General features: G+C 44.2%; 17 protein-coding genes. 3 read left to right on the top strand and 14 right to left on the bottom strand.

The window, feature by feature from the left end:
• Nucleotides 1-114: 114 nt before the first annotated feature.
• The 3 genes from PUW25_RS10550 to hxlA all read right to left on the bottom strand — a co-directional run bounded on the left by PUW25_RS10550 (nt 115) and on the right by hxlA (nt 1,739).
• Complete coding sequence (locus tag PUW25_RS10550) at nt 115-483, bottom strand: winged helix-turn-helix transcriptional regulator (protein WP_047909553.1); 369 nt, start codon at nt 481-483, stop codon at nt 115-117.
• A 68-nt stretch (nt 484-551) separates the two neighbouring features.
• Nucleotides 552-1,100, bottom strand: coding sequence for a 6-phospho-3-hexuloisomerase (gene hxlB / locus PUW25_RS10545; protein WP_047909554.1), 549 nt, complete (start codon nt 1,098-1,100; stop codon nt 552-554).
• A gap of 6 nt (nt 1,101-1,106) precedes the next feature.
• Complete coding sequence (gene hxlA / locus PUW25_RS10540; protein ID WP_047909555.1) at nt 1,107-1,739, bottom strand: 3-hexulose-6-phosphate synthase; 633 nt, start codon at nt 1,737-1,739, stop codon at nt 1,107-1,109.
• A gap of 438 nt (nt 1,740-2,177) precedes the next feature.
• On the opposite strand from hxlA, the gene PUW25_RS10535 reads away from it, so the two are divergent.
• Nucleotides 2,178-3,977 carry an LTA synthase family protein gene (locus PUW25_RS10535; protein ID WP_238546274.1) on the top strand — a complete coding sequence of 600 codons (1,800 nt, stop codon included), beginning with the start codon at nt 2,178-2,180 and terminating at the stop codon, nt 3,975-3,977.
• Nucleotides 3,978-4,100: 123 nt separating this feature from the next.
• Here PUW25_RS10535 and PUW25_RS10530 read toward each other — a convergent pair whose 3' ends face one another.
• The 4 genes from PUW25_RS10530 to PUW25_RS10515 form a co-directional block, all read right to left on the bottom strand.
• Entirely contained in the window at nt 4,101-5,180 is a 1,080-nt protein-coding gene (locus tag PUW25_RS10530) for a lactonase family protein (protein ID WP_047909556.1), read from the bottom strand.
• A 15-nt stretch (nt 5,181-5,195) separates the two neighbouring features.
• Complete coding sequence (locus PUW25_RS10525; protein WP_047909557.1) at nt 5,196-5,645, bottom strand: OsmC family protein; 450 nt, start codon at nt 5,643-5,645, stop codon at nt 5,196-5,198.
• A gap of 147 nt (nt 5,646-5,792) precedes the next feature.
• Complete coding sequence (locus PUW25_RS10520; RefSeq protein WP_047909558.1) at nt 5,793-6,920, bottom strand: NADH-dependent flavin oxidoreductase; 1,128 nt, start codon at nt 6,918-6,920, stop codon at nt 5,793-5,795.
• Between the two features lie 296 nt (nt 6,921-7,216).
• Complete coding sequence (locus PUW25_RS10515) at nt 7,217-7,891, bottom strand: SOS response-associated peptidase (protein WP_047909559.1); 675 nt, start codon at nt 7,889-7,891, stop codon at nt 7,217-7,219.
• Between the two features lie 212 nt (nt 7,892-8,103).
• Between PUW25_RS10515 and PUW25_RS10510 the strand changes: the two genes are divergently transcribed.
• Nucleotides 8,104-8,769, top strand: coding sequence for a hypothetical protein (locus PUW25_RS10510; protein WP_047909560.1), 666 nt, complete (start codon nt 8,104-8,106; stop codon nt 8,767-8,769).
• A 125-nt stretch (nt 8,770-8,894) separates the two neighbouring features.
• Here the strand turns inward: PUW25_RS10510 and PUW25_RS10505 are convergent, their stop codons facing one another.
• From PUW25_RS10505 to PUW25_RS10475, 7 genes are all read right to left on the bottom strand, one after another.
• On the bottom strand, nt 8,895-9,359 hold the full coding sequence (locus PUW25_RS10505) for a hypothetical protein (protein ID WP_047909561.1): 465 nt from the start codon (nt 9,357-9,359) through the stop codon (nt 8,895-8,897).
• A gap of 60 nt (nt 9,360-9,419) precedes the next feature.
• Nucleotides 9,420-9,890, bottom strand: coding sequence for a hypothetical protein (locus PUW25_RS10500; protein ID WP_047909562.1), 471 nt, complete (start codon nt 9,888-9,890; stop codon nt 9,420-9,422).
• 164 nt (nt 9,891-10,054) lie between these two features.
• Nucleotides 10,055-10,492 (bottom strand): GNAT family N-acetyltransferase, encoded by a 438-nt coding sequence (locus PUW25_RS10495; protein ID WP_047909563.1) that lies wholly within the window; start codon nt 10,490-10,492, stop codon nt 10,055-10,057.
• Nucleotides 10,493-10,522: 30 nt separating this feature from the next.
• The gene (locus PUW25_RS10490; protein ID WP_238546249.1) at nt 10,523-10,966 is read right to left on the bottom strand and encodes a GNAT family N-acetyltransferase; all 444 of its coding nucleotides are present in this window, start codon (nt 10,964-10,966) and stop codon (nt 10,523-10,525) included.
• A 155-nt stretch (nt 10,967-11,121) separates the two neighbouring features.
• Nucleotides 11,122-11,718, bottom strand: coding sequence for a GNAT family N-acetyltransferase (locus tag PUW25_RS10485; protein ID WP_047909564.1), 597 nt, complete (start codon nt 11,716-11,718; stop codon nt 11,122-11,124).
• A 162-nt stretch (nt 11,719-11,880) separates the two neighbouring features.
• Complete coding sequence (pruA, locus tag PUW25_RS10480) at nt 11,881-13,449, bottom strand: L-glutamate gamma-semialdehyde dehydrogenase (protein ID WP_047909565.1); 1,569 nt, start codon at nt 13,447-13,449, stop codon at nt 11,881-11,883.
• A gap of 144 nt (nt 13,450-13,593) precedes the next feature.
• Nucleotides 13,594-14,913: an MFS transporter gene (locus PUW25_RS10475; protein WP_081872127.1), complete on the bottom strand. Its 1,320-nt coding sequence runs from the start codon at nt 14,911-14,913 to the stop codon at nt 13,594-13,596.
• Nucleotides 14,914-15,066: 153 nt separating this feature from the next.
• Between PUW25_RS10475 and PUW25_RS10470 the strand changes: the two genes are divergently transcribed.
• Nucleotides 15,067-16,809, top strand: coding sequence for a sigma-54 interaction domain-containing protein (locus tag PUW25_RS10470; protein ID WP_274336981.1), 1,743 nt, complete (start codon nt 15,067-15,069; stop codon nt 16,807-16,809).
• The last annotated feature ends 123 nt before the right edge of the window (nt 16,810-16,932 follow it).

The raw sequence follows: 16,932 nt of genomic DNA, 5'->3' as shown, positions 1-16,932 counted from the left end.
GATTCTCTCAATAGCAAAATTGAGAGAATCCATCCTATTAATAAACTATCGTTCAATTAAGTTTACTTAAACAGCTAGATGCTTACCCGTTAGAATACAGTAATTTATAAACCATTATTCCGGTTTGCCGTCCTTCCAGATCACGGTTTCCCCATAATGCTTGCCCCAATCATACATCAATCGCAGGACAGGCATTAGACTCTGACCGTGATCTGTGAGCGTATATTCTACACGTGGGGGAACCTCTGCGTACACCTTACGGTGTATCAGCAGATCCTCTTCCAGCTCACGGAGCTGGTTGGTCAACATCTTCTGCGTGATATGCGGAATCAGCTTCTTCAGCTCACTGAATCGCTTCGTTCCTTCAAGCCCTAGATGCCAGAGGATAATAAGCTTCCACTTGCCCCCTATGACTGCGAGCGTCAGTTCCTTCTCACAATTAATTTCCTTTAGATTAATTCTCTCTTTTACTTCCGATGCCACGTGCATACCCCCTTCCTAAGCATTGTACTACAACCTTACATTACTCAGCAAAAGAGGTGCATAAGGCGCTATTCTAGATTCGCATGCCGATGAAACATTTGCTCGGCGCTCATGTCCAGCCGATTCATCAGTGTAAGAATCATCCCATCCAGACTGATCAGTAAGGATTGCTCAAAGAGTGAGCCCATCGGCTGTAATGATTCGGCATTTCCTTGTTCTTCCTTCGCCTTGGCTTGAATATGAATAACTCCATCTGCAAGCTCACCGCAGGTTGAATTCGGATTCGTTGTAAGCACAAGCAGTGATGAACCGAGCAGCTTCGCCTTCTCGCCCATAGCTGCAAGACTTCTCGTTTCCCCTGAGCCTGTGCATAATACGAGCAGGTCATTCTGATCTATACTTGGAGTCGTAGTTTCTCCAACCACATAAGCTGTAATCCCAAGATGAGCTAACCGCATGGCAAAGGCTCTGCCCATCAGGCCAGAACGTCCTGCTCCTGCAACGAAGACGCGTTTCGACTGCAGAATCAGAGCTACAGCTTGTTCCATTTCTGTAACATCCAGAAGAGAAATGACTTGCTTCAGCTCATTAAGGATTCGCTGTGTACTTGTTGTCATTTGCGCCTATCCTTGCTTGATCAACTGCTGCATTTCAGCTGCAACTGCTTTTTTATCTTCCTGACCTGTAATGCCGCCGCCCACGATTACAAGGTCGGGACCTGCTGCAATGACTTCTGGCAGGCTTTCCAGCTTGATTCCGCCGGCAACCGCTGTTTTAGCACGAGTCACTGCTTTTTTGATCGTTTGAAGATCCTCGAAGGAGTTCTTGCCTACAGCCTGGAGGTCATATCCTGTATGCACGCAGATATAATCTACACCGAGCTCATCGATTTCTTTGGCACGTGTTTCGATATCCTTAACGTTGATCATATCAACTAAGATTTGTTTTCCTTGCTTCTTCGCTTCCTCTACTGCACCTTTAATCGTCATATCATCTGTTGCACCCAAGACAGTTATAATGTCAGCGCCTGCTTCGGATGCCTTCATGATTTCATATCCGCCTGCATCCATAATTTTGAGATCTGCAAGTACATCCAGGTTAGGGTATGCCGCCTTCATTTCTTTAACGGCGCGAAGACCTTCATTGATGACAACAGGTGTGCCGATTTCTACAATATCAATATAAGGCTCCACTTCTCTAACGACTTCAATCGCCTGAGGAATATCTACCAAATCAAGTGCCAGCTGTAATTTCATATCGAACATCTCTCCTTATTATTGATTACAAACCCTATCTTATAATCGTTGATTACGATTTAGGAAGTACGCACTTTGAAGTGGTGTAGTTACCTGGAAGTAACTAATGTGTTATGTCAAGCATTTAATAGCATTCCATCTCTGGAAAAATGTCAGATTTGATAAAAAAGAATCAGCTGTACTATAATTGCATTACTGTCTTATCTTTGTCCGATTTTAATAGATTCATAGAATGTAATGGGGAGGGGAAACACTTGCCATCCGTTTTTGATGCGCCTTGGCAAGGTCATATTCATGAAACCACCTGTCGAAGAAGCACAGGCTCTTAAGGAGCCCTCTGCACATGATCCGCTTGAGGAGAAATCCTCAATTTATCAGCGAACAGCCGCCGTGATCCGATTGGTCTGTTCACGCTCACTTCTGTTCTTCTCTCTTATTATGCTGCTCAAGAGCTATATTGCTTGGTTCGGTGTATTTGAGAATGGGCCTTCCTGGACTACCATGCTGAAGGAGCTTCCCTTTGTACTTATCATCTTCTGTTTAATTGAATGGTTTGCCACCAAGCGAAAATTGATGGTATACACGATTTTCAACCTGCTGCTTACCGCGATCTTTTTTGCCGTCATTATTTATTACAAATACTATGGTGTGATCGCTACGTATAAAGCACTTGAACAGGTCAATCAGGTTACCGCTGTCAGCAATAGCGTATTCTCTCTTATTGATCCACAATACCTGCTGATCTTCACGGATATCATTGTGTTCGGTATTCTGCTCATTCGCAGCAAGGCCGCTGTGGATTGGAAGCAGGCGATCCTTAGACCTGTGAACAAGAAGCTGATTGCTTCGTTATTCTGTATTTCGCTCATCATTTCTTCCCTCAATATTTATGTCAATCGGGGAGGATTTAATGAGGTTGTCAAGGCAGAGAACATGGGCATATTCAATTACGAAGCCTACACTCTCCTTGATCAGGAAGAACCTGAACTGGAGCCTGTCTCCCGTATCACCCAAGAGAGAATTAATGAATTAAAAGGAATTGACGGGGCTGCTGCACCATCTAGTCTAGAAGGCATGGCCAAGGACAAGAACGTCATTATCATTCAGCTGGAATCGTTTCAGGATTTCCTCATTAATCTTCATATCGGCGGCACTGAAATTACACCTAACCTGAATGGATTGGTCAAAAGCAATACGTACTTCCCGAATTTCTATCAGCAAGTCGGTCAAGGCAACACATCGGATGCCGAATTTGTCGTCAATACTTCCTATTACATCCCTCCTGATGGAGCGGCTGTACAACGGTATGTCGATCAAGAATTACCGAGTCTTCCGAGACTGCTCAAAGAGCACGGATATACGACGACGACATTCCATACGAATGTGGTCGAGTTCTGGAACCGCGGTGAGCTGTACAGCTCTCTCGGATTTGACCGCTACTATGATAAATCCTTCTTCGGAGAAGAAGATACGGTATATTTCGGGGCATCCGACGATGTTCTATATCGCAAAACAGCGGAAGAGCTCGAGAAAATGGATCAGGCGGATAACCCGTTTTATGCGCACGTCATCTCGATGACGGCTCATCACCCATTTACTTTGCCTGAGGAGAAAGTCGGCATCACCCTGCCTGAACGTTATGACGATACGCTGGTTGGTGACTATATTCGTTCTCAGAACTATGCGGATCGTGAACTTGGTAAATTTATCGAGGATTTGAAGAATCGTGGAGTCTGGGATAATAGTATCGTCCTGTTATACGGAGATCATTTGGGACTCCCTACCACATCGCTTAAAGAGGAAGATTTGGTATTGCTGGAGGAGCTGCTCGGACATCCATACGACTATCCCGACATGATCAATATTCCGTTCATCATTACTTCTTCAGATGATATGCCAGCTGGAGAACAGAAGCAGGTTGGCGGCCAGGCAGACATTATGCCTACACTGGCTGGTCTTCTCGGCATCTCCTTAGATGAACATCTGCACTTTGGTCAGGATCTATTCGTGAATAAAGATTACAATCTGCTGCCGCAGCGTTATTACCTGCCAACGGGTTCCTTTGTCAACAATAGTGAAGTCTTCATCTCCGGAAGCGGGTTTGAGGACGGCTGGCATCACAAGCTGAAGGGAACGACCGGCAGTAAGTCACAAGCAACCGAGGAAGAATTCTATAATGCACTAGAGCTGATGAACTTATCCAACAGCTACATTCTGCAGCTTCCTTTAAAAGAATAGAATAGGACAAAAAGGCATCTGATCCCCTCCATCTGCAGGAGGAAGGATCAGATGCCTTTTTAATAGAAAGTCTTTCGTTACATCATGGTTTGCTTGTACCGTACGTATTGCCAGCAGAACAGATTATAGATAAACCGGCCATACACAAACCGGCTTCGGAGATGTGATCTGTTTGCCTGTGTAACTCAATTGCCCCTTCTCCGTGTCTACCTGGAAGAGTACAATATTGTTGCTGTCACGATTTGCTGCAAGCAGCTGATCACCCGCAGGTGTCAAGGCAAAGTGACGAGGATGCCCGCCCTCAGTTGAAATATGCTGCACCGTGCTCAGAGTACCGTCCTCAGAGATCGCATATACTACGATACTGTCATGTCCGCGATTGGAGCCGTACAGGAATCGTCCATCCTTGGAAACCGTAATTTCCGCGCAAGTGTTCTCCCCAGCGAAGCCTTCTTCAGGCAGTGTGGACAACGTCTGTTGTTCGGTCAATGCGCCTGCTTCTGCCTCATATGTAAAGAAAGTAACGGTAGAATCCACTTCATTAATTACATAAGCAAACTTTGCATTCGGATGGAAGACGAAATGTCTTGGACCCGCTCCCGCATGTGTGCTTACTTCACGATGCAGTACCAGCTTATGCTGATCACGGTCAATCGTGTAGACATATATTTTATCTAGTCCAAGGTCCTGAACCATAATATACTTACCATCCGGTGAGAAAAATGCGGAATGCACATGCGGCCGATCTTGACGCTCTGGATGAGCTCCCTTACCGGAGTGCTGTTTGGAATCTACCATCTGTCCTACACTGCCATCATCATTCAGCGATACAAGACTTACTGCTCCGCCGTGGTAACTAGATATGAGCAAATACTGATACTCAGGGTCTATTTGCACATGACAGGTTGGAGCAATAGCGGATGGAGTACGGTTAATAAGCGTAAGCTCGCCTTGCTCTGGGTGTATTGCATAGGCCAGCACTTCCCCGGCCTTCGTTCCTTCTGCCGTCGTTATTTCTCCAATCGCATACACACGCTGATGTTCGGTATCGACTTGAAGAAAAGTCGGATTCTTCACTCCGGATGTCTCAGATAACAGAGTAAGCTCGCCTGCTTGTTCATTGAATGCATAAACATGGATACCAGGGTCGCTTGCTTCCGAATAAGAACCCGTAAATACGAGAAGTCGAGATTGTGCTGTCATTTTGTAACTTCCTCCTTAATTGTCTGCTATTTGTACAATAGGCTCTGTCTGTATAAGTACGTTCCCAGCTACAGCTCTTGAGATCATACAGGAGCTTTCTGCCTTGTGTGCAATACGAATCGCTTTATCCATATCGTCCTGCGTCGCTGTTGACGTTAAAGTCACCACAGGAGCATGCTTAATCGCTTCGTAGGTAAAGATGTTATTGGTTACATCCACTGTCGCTTCAGATGTCAAAGTAAGACTCTCTGTTTCCAGGGACGAACGCTCCAGCATAGCTGCGAGTGTAATAAGATAGCAAGTTGCTGCAGCGCCAAGCAGCATTTCATCTGGATTGGTCCCAACTCCAGGTCCGCCCATTTCCTTCGGGATGGAGATCTGTGTCTTTAACTGACCCGCTTCAATGGTACCATCGCTGTTCCTTCCGCCATTCCAGACGGCATTAAGTATAAAGGGATGCTTCATAATCTGTAACCTCCAATCCTTCCTATCATACCATAGCCTGTCTATAGAAGATCAATAACGAGACTGAACACATGAACAGCCGGGAGGACTCGTGCAAGAGTCTTTCCCGGCAGTTCATAAGCCACTTCTTAAGTATTAACTATACGATTACTCTGAGTCCACGACAGGGAACCATCCAGGTACATTCATGATCATATTCCATAGTGGGTCAGGAATAACCAGTCTTTCCTGGTCCAATTTCGTTAAGTTAACCGCTATATGCTCTTCATTGCCTGATTCAATCTTCTCCACCCAATCAGGTTCAATGATCAGCTCACGTCCGAGTGCGAGCAGCGGAACTCCCGTCTCAAGAGCTGCCAAGGCTTCATCTGGAGTGTGAATTTGTCCAACCCCAATTACCGGAGCTTTGCCGCCAACACGTTCCAGAATCCATTCCATTCTAGATTTCGAATCATCTGCTCCTCTTCTCGGCTTCGACCAGAAGTCATTCAAGGATACATGGATATAATCCAAGTTCTTCTCTTTAATTGCATCTAGCAAAATAAAGGTCTCCTCCATCGTCAAACCCGGAGTTTCCGGCTCCTCAGGAGAGAAACGGTATCCAACCATAAACGGAGTTTTGGCATGCTCTCGAACGGCTGCCTGCACGCTGTCTATTACTTCTAGCGGAAAAGTAAGCCGTTGATGTGCATCTCCTCCGAAGCGATCTTCTCTTCGATTGGAATGTGGGGACACAAATTGTTGAATGAGGTATCCGTTAGCCCCGTGAATTTCCACACCGTCAAATCCGGCAGCAATCGCACGGCGTGTCGCTTCACCAAAATCTTGAATGATGCTCTCGATCTCGGATTCAGCAAGTTCTCTAGGCATCGGTGAGCCTGGTCTTTCACTTGCGACCGCACTTGGTGCTACAACATCTCCACCGACAGCATCTGGAGGGCATAAACGACCACCATGGAAAATTTGCAGTACTGCTTTGGCACCTTGTTCCTTAATGGAATTTGCCAGCTTGGTCAGACTCGGTATAAAGGAATCATCTGTTGATGAGAATTGGCCTACGAACCCTTTTCCATTCTCGGTCACGTAAGTAACTGCTGTGACCACCATTCCGGCTCCTCCAGAACGACGTGCATAGTATGCAAGCTCTGCATCGGATACGGTGCCATCTTCATTCGAGGACGAATGCGTCATTGGTGCCAGGACAATTTTATTTTTCAGAATAATGCCATTCGGTAAAGTCACTTTCTCAAAAATCGGACTATATTTGGGATTCATTCTATTCCACTCCTTTAATCTATATATATTTATATTCGTAAGATATAAAGAGCTAATAAACTACAAGTACCTTACTGAAACAATTATAGTAACTTGAATATATTCTTTCAAGCTGCTTCGGTCCTGCACTGAGGTAACTTGAAACCATCTAATGGACTATGCCTTCGACAATTTACTTAATATTTGTTGATCTATGCTTCTCTTACCCTCAATAAGGATATTTAAAAAGACGAAAGTCCGACCCACATCACAAATGCAGACCGGACTCTTTAGGTTCAGTGTATCGGCGAAAAGTATTAATTCTTAACCAGCGCTCTCTGCATGTCCACTTCCTTGACACATTCCAGTGAATCATGATTATCATTGAAGGCAAGCGGAGTCACAGGATATACATCCATTAACGTTTCTTGAAATGATCTGATCATCGGCAGCATTCGATGCATTTCGGTCATCTTCGGATCGAGCCATGCATCGATCTGATCTGGCGTAAGTATGGCCGGCATGCGGTGATCAAATTCACGAATGGTCATGTTTGCATCCGACATCAGCATCGTACAAGTTCGGAGCGGCTGCTTCCTAGTATCCTTCCATACCTCGTACAATCCGGCAATGCCGAACATGGAGCGATCTGGCATAACCACCCGTACCGCATACCTGCGCTTGCCATCCTGACGCCAATAATAAAAACCATTGCAAGGTATGACACAGCGTCTTTGTTCCACCATCTTGCGGTAAGTCACATTCTCACTAACGGACATTAAGTCGGCATTAACAGCATCCTTGCCCCAAAAAGGAATAAATCCCCAGCGATACTCATCCATGATACGTTCTCCATCCTCATAGAGAATAATCGGAGCATGCTGTGTCGGACTGATGTTATAACGGTTCTTGTAATAGTACATAACTCGTTGTATCCCAAAGTGATCACGCACCTCATCTAGATCTGCGGCCAGTGAATAACGTTTACACATCTCTGTCTTCCCTCCCTGTATTTTCCTATATCATTTGTGGCGTTAGGGAAATTTATACATGAAATTTACAGAAAATGATCATCATTTGAAGTATGCTGTAGAAATGGATATGCAGCCATGGTATTAAAGGGTTTCAGGATGAACAGATCATGGTAAATAGGAAATGTTAAGCAAACCTACCAATACATAATTTTAGTAAGGAGCGAAGCGGATTGGATTTTTGGATATACTCGATCATCAGCATGATTTATATCATCCTCTTCTTATGGATGGCGATCGATCTCTCACGAACGAGGAGGTGGTTTCGCTACCCATTGTTTCTTCTCCTCGTTACATTCAGCCTTGCTTACGATAACGGCATCATAGCTGCAGGAGAGGCAATAGGCGAAGGAGATCTGCTAATGACGCTGAGCAGTCTTCGTTTTTGGCTGCATGCTTTTGTTACGCCTACACTTGTCTTGATTGGGTATTATATTCTGCAGCGCTCAGGTGTAAGATGGGGACGAAGCATGGCTACACAGATCAGTGCCTGGCTGATTACAGCCGGCCTCATTATTTATCAGATCATAGTCTCAACGCTGGCCGAAGTGCAGCATCTTACTCTCACGGAAGAGTATGGTGTTATGAGATATAGCGCAGAGGGCCAGGCAGGTCCGCCTATAATGGTTATCATTGTGGGCATGATTCTGCTCGTCATAGGTATCCTTGTCCTCGTGAAGCAAAAATGGGCTTGGCTCCTTGTTGGGACGGCTCTGCTGTTTATCGGGCAGCTAATTCCTATTCCCATCGAAAGCTCGGCGGCAACCAACATATTTGAATTGATTCTAATTCTGTCCATTTGGCTCACCCTTCGGCATCAGGATCGAAATCCAGCATAGTTCATGTCATGAACTATTCAGCGAGTAAATTATGACATGTTATATTTAGAATTAAATGTGCACAAAAAAACTCTAAATCTGCATTCAGCCGATTTAGAGTTTTTTCGATTGGATATTCGAGAAGATCACAGTGTCCATATTCGCTTCGTAAGTACAGGGACGCTAAACTTATCTCCCCACTCATGAATCGTTTCGAACGCATCCTCTGCATCCGTGCCATCCGATATTCGGTAAACATTCATGACAGGTACAATCCGGCGTCCTTTTGGTTTAATTGCGATAGAAGGACCATAGAATTCTTCAATAATAATGGATTTAATATCCTCCGGTTGATATATACGATCACCGATCTGCAGCTTATGATTAACGAGCTTAAATAGTTTGGGCTTCTTGGACAGCTGTAGAAGAAGGATTATAATTTCAAATGCAAGAACGGCGCTATACAGAATAAACGGGATCGTAAGCAATTCTCCGTCCTCTGACAGATTAACTAGGCCCAATAAGAGCGTAGCGACTCCAAATATCACTAAAGTTCGGAATCTTTTTCGATGGCTGACCATGAACTCGGGTGTGGGTTTGAATAGCTGCATGAACTTTCCCCTCTCATTATCGGTAACCTTATAAGTAATCATAATCGATCTTAGATCAATCTAATATCTGAAATTCCCTCTCTTCACCGGGATTTGATGCCGCTCAGCCATCGCCTTGATCTCTTTCATAATCATATCTTCCTGCTTCTGATCCTGGAATTTAATTCGCATGTACATAGGCGTTCTCTTCTTGTTAAACAACTGTAATCCAACACATGGATTAAAGTAACCTCTAACAATAATGAACTGAATCTCAGTAGCAGTGAATTGATGCGGCCCGACTCGATAAGAGTCTGGAAGCACTTCGAATGCGACTGGCTTCCATGGCTTGTATTTAATGAAATACCAAGCCATCATGATAAGGTAGTATAAACATAACAATATGTAAAAAGAGAATATCCAAAAAATTTCCGATTCTCTACGTAAGCTAGAGACAAATACCTGAGTTTGGAGCGCTATTAAAATAAGAACGAATATAACTCCTGATGTATCCTTAGGACGATGAACCATGTGGACTTTGCCTGATTCCATGAGCTTCAGCCCTCCTTCAGTTAACTATTGATCCGCGGATAAATACAAACTGAACATTCCATAATATGACATTCCTGCTCTATATCGTAACTGAGATACTTTTGTACTGTCAATGCACACAAAAAAAAGAGCACCCTTATAAAGGTGCTCCGCCTTACCTGACTTCATTTCAGAAATTTTCTGAAGCCTTCCACATGCTCTTCACGATAGCCCATTGATTCATACATTCGGTGAGCCTCGACTCTTTGTCCGCCGGATACGAGAATGATATAGCTGCAGTTCTGCTGTCTCGCGATCATTTCAATCTCATTCATCAGCTTTCGGCCGATGCCTTGTCTTCGAATTTTGGAGGATACTACGACATTTTCGATCACCATGAACGGCTCACACTCGCCAATCAGATCTTTACACAGGATTCCCATCAACGACCCTGCAAGCTCATTCTCATAAAAAGCACCCAGCACATAATAGCTCTTATCTTCAAGCAGCGTTTGATAAGTCTCTTCCATCTTCGCCAGGTTTGTACTGACACCGATCAGTTCTTCGTACAGCTCTGCCAGCTGCGGCAGATGCTTCATTTCAATTTGCTCAATATAGACCATGCTACTCCCTCTCTCTTGTTCATGTGCCTTTTATAATTTTTTCTTCAAAAAATATTGCTTGATTTCCCCGGGAAATAAATCGTTAATGCCGTATACCTCATATCCATGCTTCTCATAGAACGAAGGCGCTTGATACGAGAAGGTCGACGTATGTGCAAACAAGCAGCCTAACTCTCTGCCTCTGCGCTCCGCTTCATGCAGCATCTGATGCCCGAATCCCTTGCTCCGATAGGCTTCAGCAATCCAAAATACATCAATGTATAGTCCATATAACCACGTCTCGCAAAATATTCCCCCGACCACTTCTGACGCTTCGTTTTTCAAATAGAGATGAATACTGTCACCAGGCTCTTTCAGCAATCCACCAGTTGCTCGCATATTATATCCATGCAGCTTACGGCAAATGTCTTCATAGTCCGTAACAACCTCTCTATCCGTAGATAAACACATATTGTCAAAATAAATGTCTGCCACAAGCGCTATCCTCTCTCAGCTAAGTTTTATTTCTCGGGTAATCGCAGAATCAGCATAAGTTTGACAAATACTTGTCTGTTTTTTGTCAAAAGCTATAGCTTACTGTAGATTGGTTGATCTATTCGTCTGTTTTCAAGTTTCCGTCTTCCAGCTTATTAATCTCGGCCTTCGAGATCACGTGCATAGGCGGTCGACTTCGTACGCTGTACTAATGTATCATATTCGCTCTTTAGAATACTCATGTGAATGATATCATTGTATTTCCCATTTCGATAAATCTTCTGCCTCGCTCTACCTTCTTCTACAAAGCCGCATTTCTTATAGCAATGAATTGCCGCATGATTGAAATCATACACTTGGAGCTCCAGCCGATTTAAATTCATCTCATTAAATACTAGATTTTGCAGCAATCGTATCGCTTCAGAGCCGAAACCTCTTCCTTGATCTTTCTTCGAACCAATAACAATCGCAAGCGAGGCCGTTCGGTTCTTCCAGGAGATATTTAGCACGTCAATCTGACCTATATAGTCGAGTGTATTCTGATGTGCAATGACAAAGCTCTTGTGTGTATCTGACCTGCCGTCCATCATCATATGTATGAAGTCTTCCGTCTTCTTTATACTTTGCGGATACCTAAATAAATCACTCAGAGTAGACGTAATATCCGGATCGTTAACCCAGCTTCGTATTGCAGATGAATCCTCCATTCGATATTCTCTTAGTACAATTCGTTCGCCAATAATGTGCCCCATCGCTAACACCCCTTTTCGTTTCTCTAACCTGCGTGTCCAGCCCTTCTAACACAGAAATCGTTCATGGGATTAAGGACCTGCACTACATCTATCCTTTATAACGGTCATTGTACTAAAAAAAAGATGACTTCGGAATATCCGAAGCCATCTTCATTCATTTAGCTACAGCTTCCTGGAGGTCAGCTTAGCTTGTGTGAACAAGAGCAGATAATCGTATCCTCCGGCCTTGGAATCCGTACCCGACATATTGAAGCCGCCGAACGGATGAGCTCCAACCAGAGCCCCGGTACACTTTCGGTTTATATACAGGTTTCCACAGTGCATCGTCTCCAGCGCCTCCTCAATGCGATCCTGGTCTGAGGAGAAATAGGAGCCTGTCAATCCAAACTCTGTATCATTATATATTTCAATTGCCTCCTTATAATCTGAAGCCTTGCATATAGCAAGAACGGGACCAAAAATTTCTTCCTTCATAATTCTCGCATCTGGTTTCACATCCGCGAATACAGTAGGCTGGATATAGTAGCCATTCCCTTCGGCCGGACTTCCTCCCGTTAGTAACGTTCCTTCGCCCTTGCCAATTTGGATGTAATTCAAGATTTTATCATAAGAAGCCTTATCAATGACCGGTCCTGCTGGATAATTCAGTTCTGGTAACCCGGCAGCAAGCTTCTCCGTCAGCTCCTTAACCTTCTCCACAACTTCATCATACACAGCTTCTACAATGATCGCTCTCGACCCGGCGGAACACTTCTGTCCCTGGAAACCAAAGGCAGAAGCAACAATGGCCTGCGCCGCTGCATCAAGATTCGCGGTCTCATCTACGACGATCCCATCCTTGCCGCCCATTTCGGCAATAAGCCGCTTGATCCAAATTTGGCCTTCTGACGTATCCGCTGCCTGCTTACTTATATGAAGTCCGACTTCCTTCGAGCCGGTGAAGCTGATAAATCGGGTCTTCGGATGAGAAGTTAAATAATCTCCTACTTCCGCTCCGCTGCCAGGTATAAAATTGATAACACCAGCTGGAAGACCCACCTCTTCCATAAGCGCAACAAATTTATGAGCTATTGCAGGCGTCGTCGAAGCAGGCTTGAGCAATACCGTATTTCCTGACACAACCGCTGCAGTTGTCATACCTACGCATATCGCCAGCGGGAAATTCCATGGAGGTATGATGACGCCAACCCCTAGAGGAATATATGTTAAGCGATTGTCTTCACCTTGCACCTTGGTTAGAGGCTGTATTTCATTAATTTGATCAATACGTAATATTTCACGTGCATAAAATTCAATAAAATCAATAGCTTCGGCTGTGTCTGCATCAGCCTCGGCATAGTTTTTACCAGATTCAAGAATCATAAGTGCCGAGAATTCATGCTTACGTTCCCGCATAAGAGTCGCTGCCTTGAATAGATATTCCGCTCGCTCTCTTGGAGGTACCCTCTTCCACGTTTCGAATGTGCTTACGGCAATCTGCATGGCTTCTTCTGCCAGTGGCTGATTCGCTTTACTCACATATCCGATGACTTCCCCTAAATTCCCCGGGTTGACCGAAGTAATTACCTCTTCAGTGAACACCTTCTTCTCACCGATATGGAGAGGGATATTTTGACCTAATTCAGACTTTACTTTGCTAATCGCTTTTTCCATCGCCTGCTTGTTCTCTTCCAAACTGAAGTTCACGAAAGGCTCATTGACAAAGGGACTGATATTCGCTGTCTTATTCACGTTACATATCTCCTCTCAATTTAAAACAATTATGTTATTTATTAACACTGTATCCATTTGGATTATACACTCAGCCTTACGATTTGTACACATCAAACAACTATATTGTTTAATGTGTACAAATTTAGACAACCCTTAAGCCTTCTAAATATCCAGCTCTGTATTCTTCTTCTCACGAGTTGCACTTACAGCAATTAGAGAAATTACACCTGTGAGAATGATATATAGCGCGACAGGCACCCAAGAATTGTTGAATTCACTTAACAGCCATGTAGCAATAAGTGGTGCGGTTCCTCCCGCAACAGCTGCACCGATCTGATATCCGAGGCTGACACCTGTATAACGCACCTTGGTACTGAATATTTCAGAAAACATTGTTCCCAGCACCGCTGTAACTGGAACCCAAACAATTCCTAGACCCAGAATTGTAGCCAAGATCATGAGAGCTATAGAGCCTTGAGACAACAGATAAAAGTATGGGAATGCATAGAGAATAATTGCAATTGTACCACCGACAAACAGCGGTTTTCTGCCTATTTTGTCAGACAACTTCCCTGCAAGCGGGATTAGGGCAGTTGCCACAAGAGCTGCAAGCAATACGGCATTGAGCACCGGTGAACGTTCATAGCCTAGATATGTTGTGCAATAGGCAACAACGAAGGTTCCAAATATATAGAATGGACCTGTCTCTACTACCTTGGCACCGACAGCAATTAGAACCGATTTCCAGTGGTAACGCAGCGTATCAAGAAGAGGTACACGGGAGGTTTCACCTGATTTTTGTGATTCTTTAAATGCAGGAGTTTCATCCAGACCGTTACGAATCCATAGACCGATGAAGACAAGGACAGCACTCATGATAAAAGGTACTCTCCAGCCCCAGGACATAAAGGCATCATCCGGAAGCAGGCTCATCAGGGACAACGCCAAAGTACCCATCACCATTCCAATCGTTACACCCATTTGAGGAATACTGCCGTAGAAGCCGCGATTGTTTTTACCAGAGTATTCAACAGCCAGCAAAAGGGCTCCGCCCCACTCTCCTCCGATGCCAAGTCCTTGGATACATCGCATCAGAATCAAGAGAATGGGTGCCCATACGCCAATCGCATTATAATCAGGCAAACAGCCAATCAGTACCGTAGATCCTCCCATTAAAGAAAGGGTCATAACTAATGTCTTCTTTCTCCCTACCTTGTCTCCGATATGACTGAATATGATGCCCCCAAGCGGCCGAATAAAGAACGGAAGCGCAAAGGTAAGATATGATAACAGCAGGCTGACTACTGCATCCTCGGCTGGAAAGAATAACTGGTTAAAAACAAGTGAAGCAGCCGTTCCATACAAAAAATAATCGAACCATTCGATAGAGCTGCCAATCAAGCTTGCAATTAATGCTCTGACAGATGTTTTTTTGCCCAATGCCGGATTCGTTCCTACAGGCTGTGTTTGTACATTCGCCATAGAGATATTCCCCCATTTTCATTTAATTGAACAGCAACATGTCTAACTCTAAACATCGTTTTATTTTGAACATACTATATTCTAATATCAAGTTGAAATATAAGTGATTCCCATGTAATATTTATACTAAATTACACAAAGTGAGAGGTTCTTATGTTCAATAATGAACAGATTGAATTAAATACCGATTATGTTGCAATGAATTTTGATCAAAACGTCAGCCAACTAATCCAGAATCTTGAGAATTCCAAAGCAGTTCATATTGAATGGAATGACCGTCATTATTTGTTTACAGCAAGTGATATAAGCCGTTTTTTAGTTAAGGAAGGACATCTCCAGGATTTACTATCTGAATGGTCCCCGTCACCGATCATCGACTTGGACAATCCACATTTCTCCAGAGGAGAATGGATATCTGATCTGCCTGATGATCTTGACCGTCCCATCCTATTTGTGAGTGAGTCAAATCAGATTACTGGATTCCTTTCCCTCTTTAACTTATTAAAGCAAATAGCTGCACAAAAGCACAAAGCAGAAGCTTATTTAAACTCTTTATTAGATACAGTAACCGATGCCGTTACAGCTGTTGATCGGAAAGGGACTGTAATTTGCTGGAATGAGACAGCTGTGAGTATTTATGATATTCCATACGAGCGAATAATGGGCAGAACGATCGGTGAACACTTTGATCCCGACTCTTTGATGCTGCTGCGGAGCATAGACGAAGGACGCATCATACGCAACATGTACCACAAATCTCGTGAAGGAACCCACGTCCTTATCAATGCTTCACCTGTTAAGGATTATAATGGTCAGATTATCGGCGGTCTCGCCTCTGAACAGGACATTACTCATCTAGTTAGGCTGAATGAAGAGCTCACTTCCGCTCAGGCGAGTATATTAGATACGCTTCCTCGCAAAGACGATCCCTTCAGTCATATCGATGGTCAGAGTCATAGCATTAGCAAAGTGGTCCGAATTGGCAAAAAGATGGCTGAATCCGATACACCTGTCATTCTGTATGGGGAGTCGGGTGTCGGGAAGGAACAGCTGGCAAAAGTCATTCATCTGGCAAGCCCGCGTGCTGAGCATCCATTCTTGTCCATTAATTGCGGTGCAGTACCTGTCGGCATGCTGGAGAGTGAACTATTTGGATTTGAAGGCGGTACGTTTTCCGGCAATAACCATTATGATCCTGGCAAGCTGGAGCTAGCTGATAAAGGAACGCTGCTCTTAAATGAGATTGACAAGCTTCCGATGGATGTCCAGGATAAACTGTATCATGCTTTGAAGAACCAGTCTTTCCGGCGTTATGGAGGACATACCGATATTCCGCTGAATACGCGTATTATCGGTGCATCGAAGCATAATCTGGAGGAGCTTGCTGCGAGCCAGAATTTCAGCTCCGAGCTATATTACACGCTCAGTATTGTGTCGATCTCTGTTCCACCTCTGCGTGACAGAATCGAGGACATTTCAATTTTGAGCACCATGTACTTACGCGAATTTTCAGCACAGTATCAAAAACCGATTCCTGTACTTACACCAGAGGTCATATTGGCTTTTTCTAACTATGCGTGGCCTGGAAATATCGCAGAACTTCGGGCTGTTCTTGAGCGGTGTGTTATTCTTGGAGAAGGTGATCAAATCAAGCTGGAGCATCTCCCCGATTCTTTTCTGGAACATTTCGGGGCCATAAGTGATGGGGAGCAAGTTCTGATAGAACATATACATTATGACAACCGGCTGAAAGCAAAAGTGTCTGAGACAGAAGAGAAGGCACTTATTGAAGAAGCTCTACATAAGGCCGCTGGTAACAAGAGTGTTGCTGCGAAATTGCTTGGCATATCACGAGGAACCTTATACAACAAAATGAAGAAACATTATTTAGAGTGAAAAATGATGGATTGGGGCAAACCGATGTTGTTATTCTCCGGGTTGCCCTGAATGATTTCACTTCATCGTATTAAACCTTTTCCGATCTACAACTCTTGATTGAAACATCCTAGGGCCAGGGTG

The organism is Paenibacillus urinalis, assembly GCF_028747985.1.
GTDB lineage: Bacteria > Bacillota > Bacilli > Paenibacillales > Paenibacillaceae > Paenibacillus > Paenibacillus urinalis.
Note: the sequence above shows the minus strand (reverse complement) of the source record. Positions and strands in the feature narration are given on the sequence as shown.

Coding starts and splice junctions, on each gene's coding strand:
- PUW25_RS10495 (WP_047909563.1), bottom strand. CDS start 10,492: ATGGTCTATATTGAGCAAATTGAAATGAAGCATCTGCCGCAGCTGGCA.
- PUW25_RS10475 (WP_081872127.1), bottom strand. CDS start 14,913: ATGGCGAATGTACAAACACAGCCTGTAGGAACGAATCCGGCATTGGGC.
- PUW25_RS10485 (WP_047909564.1), bottom strand. CDS start 11,718: ATGGGGCACATTATTGGCGAACGAATTGTACTAAGAGAATATCGAATG.
- hxlB (WP_047909554.1), bottom strand. CDS start 1,100: ATGACAACAAGTACACAGCGAATCCTTAATGAGCTGAAGCAAGTCATT.
- PUW25_RS10515 (WP_047909559.1), bottom strand. CDS start 7,891: ATGTGTAAACGTTATTCACTGGCCGCAGATCTAGATGAGGTGCGTGAT.
- PUW25_RS10520 (WP_047909558.1), bottom strand. CDS start 6,920: ATGAATCCCAAATATAGTCCGATTTTTGAGAAAGTGACTTTACCGAAT.
- PUW25_RS10535 (WP_238546274.1), top strand. CDS start 2,178: ATGCTGCTCAAGAGCTATATTGCTTGGTTCGGTGTATTTGAGAATGGG.
- PUW25_RS10500 (WP_047909562.1), bottom strand. CDS start 9,890: ATGGAATCAGGCAAAGTCCACATGGTTCATCGTCCTAAGGATACATCA.
- PUW25_RS10505 (WP_047909561.1), bottom strand. CDS start 9,359: ATGCAGCTATTCAAACCCACACCCGAGTTCATGGTCAGCCATCGAAAA.
- PUW25_RS10530 (WP_047909556.1), bottom strand. CDS start 5,180: ATGACAGCACAATCTCGACTTCTCGTATTTACGGGTTCTTATTCGGAA.
- hxlA (WP_047909555.1), bottom strand. CDS start 1,739: ATGAAATTACAGCTGGCACTTGATTTGGTAGATATTCCTCAGGCGATT.
- PUW25_RS10525 (WP_047909557.1), bottom strand. CDS start 5,645: ATGAAGCATCCCTTTATACTTAATGCCGTCTGGAATGGCGGAAGGAAC.
- PUW25_RS10470 (WP_274336981.1), top strand. CDS start 15,067: ATGTTCAATAATGAACAGATTGAATTAAATACCGATTATGTTGCAATG.